The sequence below is a fragment of the Acinetobacter sp. RW6 genome (genome assembly GCF_041956835.1).
GTDB classification, from domain to species: domain Bacteria; phylum Pseudomonadota; class Gammaproteobacteria; order Pseudomonadales; family Moraxellaceae; genus Acinetobacter; species Acinetobacter calcoaceticus.
In genome coordinates this window covers 3,741,575-3,755,573 of the sequence record NZ_CP167121.1, presented here as the reverse complement: position 1 = coordinate 3,755,573, position 13,999 = coordinate 3,741,575, and the positions used below count along the sequence as shown (strand labels likewise).

The following is a 13,999-nucleotide window of genomic DNA, read 5'->3' as shown; positions in this document are numbered from 1 at the left end:
TTGTCCTATTGTGCAGGGTAAGCAGCGTCTACAGTATGGTGTTGCGCAGCAATCGCTGATTGAACTTCAACAACATCATCAAACCAGTGACGCACACCATTAATTTCTTGATAGTTTTCATGACCTTTACCAGCAATAACAACAATATCACCAGCCTGAGCCTGCTGTGCAACAAACTTAATTGCTTCACGGCGATCATGAATTTCCTGCATACGATGACCTGAAAAATCAATTCCGTGTTTCATATCAGCAAAGATTTGTTCAGGGTCTTCAGTTCTTGGATTATCTGAAGTCAAAATAATCGGATTTGCGCCGCCTAAAGCAGCTTGAGTCATTAGTGGACGTTTGCCTCGATCCCGATCCCCCCCGCAACCAAATACCGCCCAAAGCTGATTAGATACATGACGTTTTAGAGTTTTAAGCACCTGAATCAAAGCATCAGGTGTGTGCGCATAATCCACAACAAATAAACGCTCACCATCACGAATGACCTGCATTCGTCCCGGCGCACCAATCAATTGAGGGACAAAAGCGACTAATGCTTCTAAATCAAAACCTGCTTGCTCAGCAGCAATAAGTGCTGCAATCAAGTTTTCGACATTGAAATGTCCCAATAATGGACTTTGAACAGCAAAAGAACCTTGCTGGCTAACTAAATTAAAAGTCGCCCCTGCCAAACTGTAACTTAGGTCACTAATATAATAATCTGCTGTATTTTGAGTAAGCGAATACGTTAAAATTTTTGGTTGAGCAGGATTTTGTTTTGCTGCATTTATCATTAAAGCAGCATACTCATCATCCAGATTAATAACAGCCACTTTTAAAGAGCTGAAGCGGAATAAAAGAGCCTTAGCTTCAGCATAAGCCTCTAAAGTGCCATGATAATCCAGATGATCACGGCTCAAATTGCTATAAACAGCAATTTCAATAGCACAACCATTTAAACGGCCCTGCTCCAAACCATGTGAGCTTGCTTCCAAAGATGCAAAAGTTGCACCTTGTTTAGCATAGTCATGTAACGCATTTTGTAATTGTAAAGCATCAAGTGTGGTATGCGTTGATGGTATTAAGTCTGGCAAAATACCATTACCCGTAGTTCCCATCACTGCACATTGCTGTTGTTGCGAACTAATTAACTCAGCAATTAGACGTGAAATTGTCGTTTTACCGTTTGTGCCTGTCACTGCAACAATACGTGCTGGTGCAACTAGATCTATCTGCTGCAAATAACGCTGTTGCCACTCACCCATGCGCTGACGTACATCAGGGCATACCCACTCATTTTCCAAACCCAACTCAGTCTCGCTAATGATAGCAAGTGCACCATTGGCTAAAGCTGACTCAGCAAATATACGCGTTTTTTCAGGTTGGCTATAACTGGTCAAGGCAATAAAGATTTGGCCTGACTCAACCTTACGGCTGTCTAAACTAAAGCCATGAAAAGGCTGCTTAGACCACTGTGCATCAATCTCGACTGGATTAATTTCTTGAAAAGAAACAGACATAGCTTACCTGCGAATAGGGTTTTCTGGAGTATCAAGGGGCTTATCAAGCGGTACGTTCATTAAGCGCAATGATTCTTGCATAATGCGTGCAAAAACAGGGGCAGCAACCAAACCGCCGTAATAACGGCCTTGCGGGTTTTCAACCACAACAATAACAGCTAAACGCGGGTCACTAATTGGGGCTACACCAGCAAATAAAGCACGGTATTCATTATTTGAATAACCTTTACGGTCTGCACGAAGTTTATGCGCCGTACCAGTTTTACCACCCACGCGATAACCAGGAATATTAGCTTGTTTTGCAGTACCACCAGGCATAGTCACCTGCTCTAGCATAAGCAAAACCTGATCGGCAATTTTTGGAGCTAGAACTTGTTCACCTTTAGGTGCCTGATCTAACTTATGCAGGCTTAAAGGCATTTTCTCGCCATGATTTGCAAGCATTGCATAGCCTTGCGCCAACTGGAGAATAGTCGCATTTAGACCATAACCATAAGCCATGGTACCAATTTGGGAAGAATTTAATTTATTTGCCGGTAGCACCAAACCTGAGCTTTCACCCGGGAACTTCACAGCCGAACGCTTACCAAAGCCAGCGCGATTAAAGAAGCTCGGCAATGTTTGCTTTGGAAGCGACAATGCAATTTTTGCAGAACCCACGTTTGAAGACTTAATAATCACGCCACTTACAGTTAATGCACCATAATTATGAGTATCACGAATCGTATGCCAACCTAAACGCATTGAACCCGGAGAGGTGTTTACAATCGTATTTGGCGTATATTGTCCAGTTTCCAGTGCCGCAGAAACAGTAAATGGCTTCATGGTTGAACCCGGTTCGAACATATCAATCGCACCGCGGTTACGCATGGCATCTTTATTAGATAAACCATTTTTGTCATTTGGGTTATATGACGGCCAACTTGTCATTGCCAAAATTTCGCCAGTTTTAACATCTACAGCAATAGCTGTTGCCGAGCGAGCGTTATTTGCAACACCAGCAGCCGTTAATTCACGGTACATAATGTACTGCAAACGGGAGTCAATACTTAAAGTGATGTTTTCGCCCGGTTCACCCTCACGAATAACCTCTGAAACTTTTAGACGGTTTCCGCGCTTATCACGAATAATTTTTTGCTCACCATCCACACCCGACAGCTGTTTATTGAGCTGCATTTCCAAGCCTTCAATCCCTTGGCCTTCACTGTTGGTTAAACCAATAATCTGGGCATTTGGCTGTGGTTGAGGATAATAACGCTTATAAGTTTTCTCGGCATATACCCCTTGAAAGTTACCCTTCGTAATGAGGTCTGCCTGTTGCGGTGGTATTTCTTTCTTCAAAACCAGATAGCGAGAACGCGGTCGTGTATTCATCTGTTTTTTAAGATCGGCACGGTCTAAACCAACGACATCCGCCAACTCATCAAGATTCAAATTTTTATCGGGTAATTGTCTTTTTAATTTACGATTATTCGGATCTTTCTTTAATTCTTCTGTAATTTGGTCATATAAGTGCTTCGTATCGAAATAATCACGTGGATCCATTACGATTTTCATGATCGGTGTACTAATTGCCAAAGGTACCCCATGGCGATCACTAATCACACCACGCATGGCTTCTACACGCTCAGTACGCAAAATATTGGCATTGGCCTTGTTTTGTAAAAAATCCTTATTAATTACTTGTACATAAAATGCACGTGCAATTAAAACAACAAAACAGAGTAGCACCACTGCCCAGAGCAGATAAAACCGCCACATATCAAAGGCAAGAGTTGGTTTTTCCGAAATAGACTGCTGTTTTTTCCGTGTTTGTTTTGTTCGCTTATCTACCATACAGCAAGGCCTTACTTATTTTGCTCTGAGGTCATTGGTAAAGAAATTACCACCGTTTCTGCAGCCGGTGGAGAAAACATCCGTAGCTGAGTTACAGCACGCGTACCAATCTGTGCCGTTGCACCAAAGGTTTGTTGCTCAATGAGCAAACGCCCCCATTCAGCATTGAGATCATCACGTTCACGCATATAGGAGCTAAGCTCTCTATAATCATGACGATATTCAAATACTTGAAATACCACCATCATGGCACTTATAAAAACAAGCGCCACCAATACTGTATACACAACAACTTTTTTCACCACTTTGTTTTCTGTGGTTGCGATTTCATCACTGCTTTTCATTACGCGCCTTTTTCTTCCAAGCGTTCAGCAACCCGAAGCCATGCACTACGTGAACGAGGGTTCGCTTTTACTTCTTCTTCACTCGCACGAACCCGCGAAATTTTCTTTAATCTTCTTGTATCTACCCGCTGCTCAGGCATTCCCCAACCGAAATCTTCTGCTAACGTAGATTCTTTTTGAATAAACTGCTTAATCAGTCGATCTTCAAGAGAATGGAAACTAATAACAGACAAACGTCCTTCCGGTTTTAGTAAGTCTACAGCTTGCGGCAAAAACACTTCAATATCTTCTAGCTCTTTATTAATAGCAATTCGAATAGCCTGAAATGCACGTGTCGCTGGATGTTTATGTTTTTCCCATTTTGGATGAGCAGTTTTAACAACTTCCGCCAATTGAGCGGTCGTTTCTAGTTTTCCGGCTAGTTTAATGGCTTTAGCAATACGTCGACTATAACGCTCTTCACCATATTGATAAATAATATTTGCTAATTGTTCTTCTTCAATTTTAAGTAGCCACTCGGCAGCAGTTAAGCCCTTAGAATTATCCATTCGCATGTCCAACGGACCATCTTGCATAAAACTAAAACCACGCTCTGCCTGATCAAGTTGAGGAGATGAAACTCCTAGATCAGCCATAATGCCATCAACACTCATCACACCAATTTCCTGCATCTTCTCTTTGATATCAGCAAAACTGGCATGAATGATGGTAAATCTTGAATCTTCTTGTGCCAAAGTAGCAGCAACTTCCAATGCTTGAGGGTCTTTATCAAATGCGTACACTCGCGCATTTTCATCAAGTTTAGAAAGCAATAAACGGGTATGCCCACCTCTTCCAAAGGTTGCATCGATATACACCCCAGTTGTGCGATCTGCCAATAAGCTCTCAATGGTCTCGGAAAGTAAGACAGAAATATGCGACATAGGTGTTAAATCATAGCGTGAAAATGTAACTGCACATTATCACCTTGTTTATGGGCAACGCCAAACGGCTTTTTGTAGGAAAATATTAATTTTTCATAGATAAAACCGTTTTGTTAGCATTTTTTAAGCAAAATAAAAAGGCAAACGTACTTTTAGGGTACGCTTGCCGACTTATAAATAAATTGAATGCAGTTTTAATCTAAAAAACGATAATCTATTTCAATAGTTTTCTTATTGTTTACCATCGTAAATTTGATCAAAGACAGCTCCATTAGCAAAGTGAGTTTTTTGCGCCTTTGCCCAACCACCGAACACATCATTAATGGTAAATAATTTAATTTTTGGGAATTGGGCTGCATATTTTGCTGCCACTTGAGCATTACGTGGTCGGAAATAATGTTTAGCTGCCAGCTCTTGCCCTAACGGTGAATATAAAAAGTTCAAATAGCCTTTTGCTAAAGTTCGATTCCCATCTTTATCAACGGTTTTATCTACAATTGCGACTGATGGCTCTGCCAAAATTGAAATTGATGGGTAAACAATTTCATATTTATCTTTATCAGGTCCTTTCGTTGCCAATAAAGCTTCGTTTTCCCATGATAATAAAACATCACCAATTCCACGTTCGGCAAATGTTGTTAATGAACCACGTGCGCCAGAATCAAGTACTTTTACATTGTGATAAAGTTTTTTAACTAACTCACGAGCTTTAGCATCATTACCACCTGGTTGCTTTAAGGCATAACCCCATGCAGACAAATAGATCCAACGAGGTGCGCCACCTGTTTTAGGGTTAGGAGTGATAATTTCAACGCCTGGTTTTGTTAAGTCATTCCAGTCACGTATATTTTTCGGATTCCCTTTTCGTACTAGAAATACCACTGTAGAAGTATAAGGTGCAGAATTATTCGGAAATTCTTTTTGCCAATTCGGCTGGATAAAGCCTGCTTTCACAATCTCATCAATATCATTAGCTAACGCTAACGTTACAACATCAGCTTCTAAACCAGTAGCAACCGCCCGAGCTTGTTTACCAGATCCACCATGCGACTGTTTAAATTCAACATCCTGCCCTGTGCGTTGTTTCCAGAACTTACCAAAGGCCTGATTATATTCTTGATAAAATTCTCGGGTCGGATCATAAGAAACGTTTAAAAAAGAGGTAGCGGCTTGAGCTGCTGTTACCGCCATTCCCAAATACACAGCTACAGCCATTATTGATATTTTTTTCATTTACAAAATCCATCATTGGTTTTAGTTTTACTATATTTTTAATTTTATAATTTACAATCAATTACTTATATTAATATATTTTTTATTAATCTCTTTAAAATATATAGATTAAGATGTCTAAGTTATTTCATTTTTGAAAAGTTTTGTAATTATTCTTACAACTTAATGATGGCCTTCACTTTATCTACACATTAATTTGTTAAATAATGAAGCGCAAAGGATACATATGACCTACATTTGGGTCGACCAGATTAAAATATAGATAATTTTTGTAAAAAGTGTGACACAGTTCCACTTTTTTATTAAGATTTATGTTTAAATCGTAGCATTACCGTAATTTTACATTTCGTTAAACTCAAAAAATAGATGAAATGTAATGAACAGAGGGGATGATTAATAATGAAAATTCATTATGGAAAAGCGTTAAGCTTAAGTTTGGTGCTGGGTTTGGCATCACAGTTTTCTGCAGCTGCAGTACTTAAAGATACTCCAAACAAAACTGGGTCAGATAAGCAGACTTCGCTTATTGAAAAAGCTTTAGATCAGCAGAAACGTAATCCTATTGTATTACCTTCTACAAATGATGAACTTAAAGTACTCAATTCAATTCGCGTTACCCCCACTCAAAACTTTCTTGCTGCTCAGCACGAACGTTTTTCACGTTTTGTTCAGGCGATCTTCCAGCCACATGCATCTTAAATTCTGAAACTCCCCTCACCGTTTCAGCTTTAGCCCAGTCTGACCTTAAATAAAACGTCAGAATACTGGGCTTTTTCGTTATAATAGTTTCAATTTTTATTTTGACCCATTACCTATGAAAGTTCGTACTCGTATTGCACCTTCCCCTACTGGTTTTCCTCATGTCGGCACCGCCTACATCGCCTTATTTAACATGTGTTTTGCGAAACAACATGGCGGAGAATTTATTTTAAGGATTGAAGATACAGACCAACTTCGCTCTACACCAGAGTCTGAAAAAATGATTTTGGATTCATTGCGTTGGTTAGGCCTAAATTGGTCTGAAGGTCCAGATGTGGGGGGTCCACATGCACCGTATCGCCAATCTGAACGTATGGGAATTTATAAGCAATACGCGTTAGAACTTGTTGAAAAAGGTCATGCTTTTTATTGTTTTGCTACAGCCGAAGAACTAGACCAGATGCGTGCAGAACAACAAGCACGTGGTGAAACACCAAAATATGACGGTCGTGGGTTAAAACTTTCTCAAGAAGAAGTGACACGTCGCTTGGAAGCGGGCGAACCACATGTTATCCGTATGAAAGTACCTGAAGAAGGTATTTGTAAATTTAATGACTTATTACGCGGGGAAGTTGAAATTCCTTGGGCGCAAGTCGATATGCAAGTTCTTCTTAAAAATGATGGATTACCAACTTATCATTTAGCCAATGTCGTTGATGACCATTTAATGGAAATCACTCATGTATTGCGCGGTGAAGAATGGCTTCCATCTGCACCAAAGCATCAGTTGCTTTACCAATATTTTGGTTGGGAAATGCCGACACTTTGCCACATGCCGTTGTTACGTAACCCAGATAAATCAAAATTATCTAAACGTAAAAACCCGACATCAATTAACTACTACCGTGATATCGGTGTATTACCAGAAGCCTTGTTAAACTATTTAGGCCGTATGGGTTGGTCAATGCCTGACGAAAAAGAAGTGTTTACGCTACAAGATATGATGGATAACTTTGATATTCAACGTGTTTCCCTAGGTGGACCAATTTTTGATGTTGAAAAATTAAACTGGCTTAACGGTCAATGGATCAAAGGTTTAACCCCTGGCCAACTGTTAGACCGTTTATTAACGTGGAAGAGTGATCGAAGCACTTTAGAAGATATTGCTGCTGCCATTCAACCACGTATTAATTTACTTTCAGAAGCAGTGAATTGGGCTGGTTTCTATTTTAACCATATGCCACAAATTACCGCGGAAATGTTTGAAAGTAAAAAATTGACTCAAGAGCAAGTTCGTCAAAGTTTGCAATTTGCAATTTGGCGTCTTGAAGGCCAGTTTACTTGGAACAATGACACTGTTAGCCAAACACTAATGGATCTTGCGAACCAGATGGACATTAAATTACGCGATTTCATGCCTGCGTTCTTTATCGCAATTGCGGGTTCAACCAGCTCGACCCCTGTAATGCAGTCAATGGTCACCCTTGGACCTGATTTAACTTTCGCTCGTTTACGTCGCGCTTTAGAAATTGTGGGTGGACCAAGCAAGAAAGAAGTTAAAAATTGGGAAAAACTCAATGAGAGCTTAAAATTGCCGAAAAATGAAGCAACTAGCGAAGTTTAATTCATTTTTTAGTTGACGTGTGAGCGCATTCAACCTAATATTGCGCTCACACAAACTGGGGTCATAGCTCAGTTGGTAGAGCGCTACAATGGCATTGTAGAGGTCAGCGGTTCGATCCCGCTTGACTCCACCACGCTCCTTTGTGTTTGCCTCATCAAGTCCCTATCGTCTAGAGGCCTAGGACATCGCCCTTTCACGGCGGTAACCGGGGTTCGAATCCCCGTAGGGACGCCATATTCTGCTTTAAAAATTATTAAAAGACTCTATCGTCACCTTACTGTTTATTCTTTATCTCTTTCTAGATTGCACATTTGTCTATTTTATCTAAAATAGCGTCTTTCTTAATTCTCTCAATGTGTAATATGCAGCCATCTGACAATCAACTAGATGCTCATCAGCATCAGAACAGTACTGCACCTTTAAAAAGAGCCATGAGTACTCGCCATCTTGTTATGCTATCACTAGGCGGGGCAATCGGAACTGGTTTATTTTTAGGTTCAGGGGAAGTCATTTCACAAACTGGAGCTATTGGCGCAATTATTGCCTATATTCTTGGTGGCGCGATCGCTTATATGGTCATGCTTTGCCTAGGAGAGCTTGCTGTACACATGCCTGTTTCTGGCTCTTTTGGTGCCTATGCCAAAAAATATATCAGTCCTAGTACAGGCTATATGATTTCTTGGATGTACTGGCTGACCTGGACTGCAACGCTTGGAACTGAATTCACAGCCGCAGCATTACTCATGCAGGAATGGTTCCCACATATTTCAATGTGGATCTGGACAATTGTTTTTGCAATCACTATTTTTGGTTTAAATATTAGTTCAACCCGCATTTTTGCTGAGTCAGAGTTTTGGCTAGCTCTTATTAAAGTCATTACCGTTATTGCTTTTATTGTGCTCGGCCTATTAGCAATTTTTGGTTTAATTCCTTTTCATGGTAGCCAAACTGCACCGCTATTTAGCAATCTTACAGCTCAAGGCTGGTTCCCGCATGGTTTAATTCCTATTTTCACCACCATGCTGATTGTTAACTTTGCTTTCTCAGGAACTGAATTAATTGGCGTAGCAGCAGGCGAAACTAAAGATCCGGCTCAGAATGTACCCAAAGCAATTAATGCGGCGATTTGGCGTCTTCTTATTTTCTTTGTAGGGACCATTATTGTTATTAGCGCTTTGCTTCCCTTCCAACTTGCAGGTTTAGGTGGTGAAAGCGTAAGTAGTAGTCCTTTCGTTACTGTATTTAATTATATTGGCATTCCATATGCGGATGACATTATTAGGTTTGTAATTATTACAGCTCTACTTTCGGCAGCAAACTCAGGCCTTTATGCCGCTTCACGAATGATGTGGTCACTGTCGGAACAAAAATTATTACCTAGCGTATTTGCTACGCTCTCAAAAAGTGGAACACCTATTGTTGCCCTAGTTGTAACAATGTTTGGGGCTATTCCAGGCTTGTTATCAGAGCAGTTTGCACCAGAGACTATTTTTAAAAATCTGCTTGGCGTTGCAGCATTTACTATGGTTATTGTCTGGATGAGCATTTGTTTAAGTCAATTTAATTTCCGCCGCGAATGGTACAAATCTGGCCATACAGTTAAAGACTTACAATATGCTGCTCCATTATTCCCTATCGTCCCGATTTTAGGTTTTATTTTCTGCTTTATTACCTGTTTAAGTATGGCAGCAGACCCTGAAATGCGTGCTGGTTTTGTAGGCTGCCTTATTTTTACAGCTTTATGTTATGTCAGCTATTTTATTTTTTACCGCAATAAAGTCTAAACCATCCTTATTCAATGAAAGTGTAGCAAAAAGCTACACTTTTTTTGGTCTACATACTGGTTTTATATAACATACCGTTGTAGATTAAAATTTATATTAAAAACAATTCCTTGTATAGAATGAAAATTATATTTATCCACGGGATGAATCAACAGAATTACACAGCGCATCGCTTGAAAGAGCATTGGTTAAAAGTATTTAAGCTCGGTCTAAAACAGATGCCTTGCAAAGTTAACGTGCGCGATCTTCATATTCATATGCCATTTTATGGCGATCTGATGACTAAATATCAATTAAGCAATCAATTAAACCCTAATACTTTATTACCTAAGTCTTTTTTAAATAATTATTTACCCATTCACTTACATCGCAACAATCCTCCAGCTAAAGAACACACTCCATTTGTTCCTTTATTACTACCAGCAACTGACCCAGCTGAAAAAAGCTTTTCAGAACGACTTTATCTCACCTCACAGCTCGTAAAGGATCGAGTACTCAAAGAATTGGTTGTTCTTTTAAACAACTTTCCAAAATTGCATGAGAGCCTGATACAACAGTTTCTGATTGAAACTTATATGTACTTATCTAATCCCGAATTTATGCAGGAAGTGAATGAGCGGATTTTACAAAAAATGCGAGAAGATGATGATTATATCGTCGTTGCACACTCCCTCGGCTCAGTTATTGCTTTTAATCTACTTTCAAACCCTTCATATCGGTTTTCGATTAAACGATTTATAACATTAGCGTCTCCTTTATCTTTTCGCGTCATTCAAAGTAAACTCCCGAGTCCAATTTCTAGGCCACCCCATATTGACGGCGAATGGTTTAATTTTTATTCCCAAGATGACTTTCTGACTGCATTTCCATTATGTGAGGCTCCTTTTAATTTTGATCCACCTATTATTAATCAGAAAATTTTTACCTTCGCCAACCAGCCTCATGAGATTTTAGGATATTTACAACATCCCTCCGTGATAAAGGCAATTATTGAACCTTTTCAGAAAAAAGAGGCCTAAATGTATATATTTTCTACAATTTGAGTTATTTTTAAGCGCTTGATAGCTTTTTTTAATATTTATTCAGAAAACTATTTGACACTTTTATTAAATCGACCTAATATACGCCCACCTCTGAAACGTCCCTATCGTCTAGAGGCCTAGGACATCGCCCTTTCACGGCGGTAACCGGGGTTCGAATCCCCGTAGGGACGCCAGTAATTTTTTCAGATGTATGCCTCACATATGTCCCTATCGTCTAGAGGCCTAGGACATCGCCCTTTCACGGCGGTAACCGGGGTTCGAATCCCCGTAGGGACGCCAAATTCTAAAAAGCCACTGCATAATGTCAGTGGCTTTTTTCTTGCCTTAAAAATGAAAAGCCAATCAATGATTAGCTTTTCATATGCTCCATTAGCTCGCAATGCCCACTTGTACTTCAAGGCGACCCGATTGTACCCGTAGCCCTCTAATTTCAAATTGATCTACCAATTGCTGGACCAACTCTCGACTTTCTCTCAAAATATTCAAACCCGGTAAAATACTAAAATCAGTCAAACTTAAAAGCTTTTCAACCATCCATGAACGGTTATTAATAAAGTCAATAAATCCTGCTTGCTCTAGGTCAATAAACCACATACGGTGACCATCACGCTGGATGCCAGGAATATCACCAATCAAGTGATTAATGAGTGATGGAATCGGTAACATATTCACCACTTCAAAACCAACTCGACCAATACGGCGCACAGCCCAGTTTGATAGTGTTCCCCCATGGCGAATCTGGACATCAAGGCTCTCATCCATTTGACGTAGGCGCAAAAACTTTTCCTGCCCAATACGGCATTCCAATACTTTAAAATCTAAACTTAAACGATACATAAAACGATGGTAATGCCCATCGATCTCGACTTGGAAACTATCATTGCCACACTTGATTTTAATATCATCAATTTCAGAACGATCTATGCGCTTACGAATTTGATTGTTTAATAGCATTTCCGGTAAATACAGCGTTAAGGTGCTCTTCCCCAAAAATGTACGTGCCATGATCAACGCGACTTGACGTGCAGTTTCACTGGTTTCAGACACCATATCTCTCACAGTGCCTGCCGCCAGATTAGTCATTCCTACAACTCCACGTCTGGTGTGAGTGGTCACTTGGTCGAGCGCATCTAATGCAGCATCCGCGACCCCTGCAATATTACGTGTCGTATCACTAGCGAACCCGACCGCATCTTGGGCATGTTGCAATGTCTTATGCAGTAATCGACGAGATAATGACGGTTTTGCGGTATCTGGGTTATCTACAGCCGATGCTGTTGTTGTAGGCTTCGACTCATTGTCATCTTGTTGACCCAAGTCCCTCTCTCCTTTTTATATTTATTTCACATCCTATTTATGAGTATTTAAGCTCATTTATAGTGCTAATCACACTTCATTTTTCTGTAGATTAGCATGCTCTACAATATTATTTTAATTTTTATGTGTACGCATAAATCATCTGCTTTTTGTATTTCCTTGTTTATTCAAAATTAATTTTTTGCTAGCTCAAAGCACTTCATCGATATCTTACAAATTTTTTTCTTTTTCGACATTTCCGTTAGAATAGATTCAAACTGAATGTGGAGTTCCTATGCAATACCGTTGCCCTCAATGTCAAAGTGTTAAAATTATGCCTGTAAGCCAAGGCATTAACAGCGCAAAACCAACTGTTCCTAAAAGCCTTGCTATCTTAATTCCTGCAATTTTTATGCTTTTACTCTTGGTTATTATTAGCATTTTTATGTGGATTTTTGGCAATGGTGCAAGCAGCTCTCTTCAAATTGCAACAGTAGTTGTTTTTGTTGTGACTGTAGGGGCAGGTTTTATGTTCTGGCGTGATTTACCAGACTTTAAACTGTCTATGCAAGCATTTATGCAGTCACAAAAACATTGGAAATGCCGTGACTGCAATAACGAGTGGGAAATCTAATCAATTATTCACATCAGTTTAATGCTGATGTGAATGTGCTTCGTCAGCATGTTCATGGGGAGCATGCTGACAGTTAATCTCCTCGTCATCTTCAATTTGCAAAGTAACCTCTGCAATCCCATGTTCATGAGATAGCATTTCGACTGCTTCATTATAAAGCCTTGTCCGTTCTGCTTCTGGCGCAAATAAATGCACCGTTAAATGAATATTTTTAGAAGTAATTGCCCATACTTTGAGTTGGTGAATACTCTCCACACCATTTAAAGAAAGCAGATCTGTACGTAATTTCTCAATATCCACTTCTTCTGGCACACCTTCGAGCAAAATATTAATACTCTGTTTAAGCAAAATCCATGTTCTTGGTAACACCCAAAAGCCAATGAGTACGGCAATAAGCGTGTCAATCCAGTACCAGTTGGTGAAATAAATCGTTATTGCCGCGATGATCACTCCTACCGAACCCAATGCATCGCTTAAGACCTCGAGATAAGCACCTTTAACATTTAGACTAGAGTTAGCGCCCGACATTAAAATTTTCATTGAAATGAGGTTAATTACTAAGCCAACCGTTGCCACAATGAGCATCCCCACACTTTGGATTTCAGGTGGCTTAGAGAACCGAATATAAGCTTCATATAAAATATAAACTGCCACCACAAAGAGCATGAGCGCATTAAATAAAGCTGCCAAAATTTCAAAGCGCTGATAGCCAAAAGTACGCTTATTATCAGCGGGACGTTTTGAAATTTGAATGGCAACCAAAGCAATTGCCAAAGCAGCTGCATCTGTAAACATATGTGCAGCGTCAGAGAGCAATGCCAAACTTTGTGTGATTAAACCTGCAATGACCTCAATAATTAAAAACGTTGTAGTAAGAGCTAAGGCAATTGTTAATTTTTTAGCATTACCTTCAGTCACTACCGCATGACTATGATCATGTTGTCCACCCATTTTGCGGACTCCTTATTATTTATCTTTATGGTGAGGTAAAAGTAACAATGAATGCATTATTATTTTTACCTCTTTCAAACACTTTTTTGACTCAAGTTCTGTAATCAAAAAAGATATCTTAAATCGA

General features: G+C 39.7%; 12 protein-coding genes and 4 tRNA genes. 9 read left to right on the top strand and 7 right to left on the bottom strand.

What is annotated here, in order from left to right:
- Positions 1-5: 5 nt before the first annotated feature.
- The 5 genes from ACB088_RS17770 to ACB088_RS17750 form a co-directional block, all read right to left on the bottom strand.
- Entirely contained in the window at positions 6-1,505 is a 1,500-nt protein-coding gene (locus tag ACB088_RS17770; RefSeq protein ID WP_375037602.1) for a UDP-N-acetylmuramoyl-L-alanyl-D-glutamate--2,6-diaminopimelate ligase, read from the bottom strand.
- 3 nt (positions 1,506-1,508) lie between these two features.
- Positions 1,509-3,341: a penicillin-binding protein PBP3 gene (ftsI, locus tag ACB088_RS17765; protein WP_375037601.1), complete on the bottom strand. Its 1,833-nt coding sequence runs from the start codon at positions 3,339-3,341 to the stop codon at positions 1,509-1,511.
- 11 nt (positions 3,342-3,352) lie between these two features.
- Positions 3,353-3,685: a cell division protein FtsL gene (gene ftsL / locus ACB088_RS17760; RefSeq protein ID WP_004789835.1), complete on the bottom strand. Its 333-nt coding sequence runs from the start codon at positions 3,683-3,685 to the stop codon at positions 3,353-3,355.
- Complete coding sequence (gene rsmH / locus ACB088_RS17755) at positions 3,685-4,608, bottom strand: 16S rRNA (cytosine(1402)-N(4))-methyltransferase RsmH (protein ID WP_209831797.1); 924 nt, start codon at positions 4,606-4,608, stop codon at positions 3,685-3,687. The genes ftsL and rsmH overlap by 1 nt, the downstream gene beginning before the upstream one ends.
- 231 nt (positions 4,609-4,839) lie before the next feature.
- Positions 4,840-5,841 carry a sulfate ABC transporter substrate-binding protein gene (locus tag ACB088_RS17750; RefSeq protein ID WP_056482418.1) on the bottom strand — a complete coding sequence of 334 codons (1,002 nt, stop codon included), beginning with the start codon at positions 5,839-5,841 and terminating at the stop codon, positions 4,840-4,842.
- Between the two features lie 399 nt (positions 5,842-6,240).
- Between ACB088_RS17750 and ACB088_RS17745 the strand changes: the two genes are divergently transcribed.
- The 8 genes from ACB088_RS17745 (at position 6,241) to ACB088_RS17710 (ending at position 11,270) form a co-directional block, all read left to right on the top strand.
- Entirely contained in the window at positions 6,241-6,540 is a 300-nt protein-coding gene (locus tag ACB088_RS17745) for a hypothetical protein (protein WP_004639749.1), read from the top strand.
- 115 nt (positions 6,541-6,655) lie between these two features.
- Positions 6,656-8,164 (top strand): glutamate--tRNA ligase, encoded by a 1,509-nt coding sequence (gltX, locus tag ACB088_RS17740; RefSeq protein ID WP_056482415.1) that lies wholly within the window; start codon positions 6,656-6,658, stop codon positions 8,162-8,164.
- Between the two features lie 57 nt (positions 8,165-8,221).
- Positions 8,222-8,297, top strand: a tRNA-Ala gene (locus tag ACB088_RS17735).
- A 25-nt stretch (positions 8,298-8,322) separates the two neighbouring features.
- Positions 8,323-8,398: transfer RNA gene (locus tag ACB088_RS17730), tRNA-Glu, on the top strand.
- Positions 8,399-8,526: 128 nt separating this feature from the next.
- Positions 8,527-9,948 carry an amino acid permease gene (locus ACB088_RS17725; protein WP_375037600.1) on the top strand — a complete coding sequence of 474 codons (1,422 nt, stop codon included), beginning with the start codon at positions 8,527-8,529 and terminating at the stop codon, positions 9,946-9,948.
- A 119-nt stretch (positions 9,949-10,067) separates the two neighbouring features.
- Entirely contained in the window at positions 10,068-10,967 is a 900-nt protein-coding gene (locus tag ACB088_RS17720; RefSeq protein ID WP_375037599.1) for a hypothetical protein, read from the top strand.
- 121 nt (positions 10,968-11,088) lie between these two features.
- A tRNA-Glu gene (locus tag ACB088_RS17715) sits at positions 11,089-11,164 on the top strand.
- Between the two features lie 30 nt (positions 11,165-11,194).
- Positions 11,195-11,270: transfer RNA gene (locus ACB088_RS17710), tRNA-Glu, on the top strand.
- A 90-nt stretch (positions 11,271-11,360) separates the two neighbouring features.
- Here ACB088_RS17710 and ACB088_RS17705 read toward each other — a convergent pair.
- The gene (locus ACB088_RS17705) at positions 11,361-12,308 is read right to left on the bottom strand and encodes a hypothetical protein (protein ID WP_045433461.1); all 948 of its coding nucleotides are present in this window, start codon (positions 12,306-12,308) and stop codon (positions 11,361-11,363) included.
- 274 nt (positions 12,309-12,582) lie between these two features.
- Between ACB088_RS17705 and ACB088_RS17700 the strand changes: the two genes are divergently transcribed.
- Positions 12,583-12,921 carry a hypothetical protein gene (locus ACB088_RS17700; RefSeq protein ID WP_005038239.1) on the top strand — a complete coding sequence of 113 codons (339 nt, stop codon included), beginning with the start codon at positions 12,583-12,585 and terminating at the stop codon, positions 12,919-12,921.
- An 18-nt stretch (positions 12,922-12,939) separates the two neighbouring features.
- Here ACB088_RS17700 and ACB088_RS17695 read toward each other — a convergent pair whose 3' ends face one another.
- Positions 12,940-13,872 carry a cation diffusion facilitator family transporter gene (locus ACB088_RS17695; protein WP_375037598.1) on the bottom strand — a complete coding sequence of 311 codons (933 nt, stop codon included), beginning with the start codon at positions 13,870-13,872 and terminating at the stop codon, positions 12,940-12,942.
- Positions 13,873-13,999 lie beyond the last annotated feature (127 nt).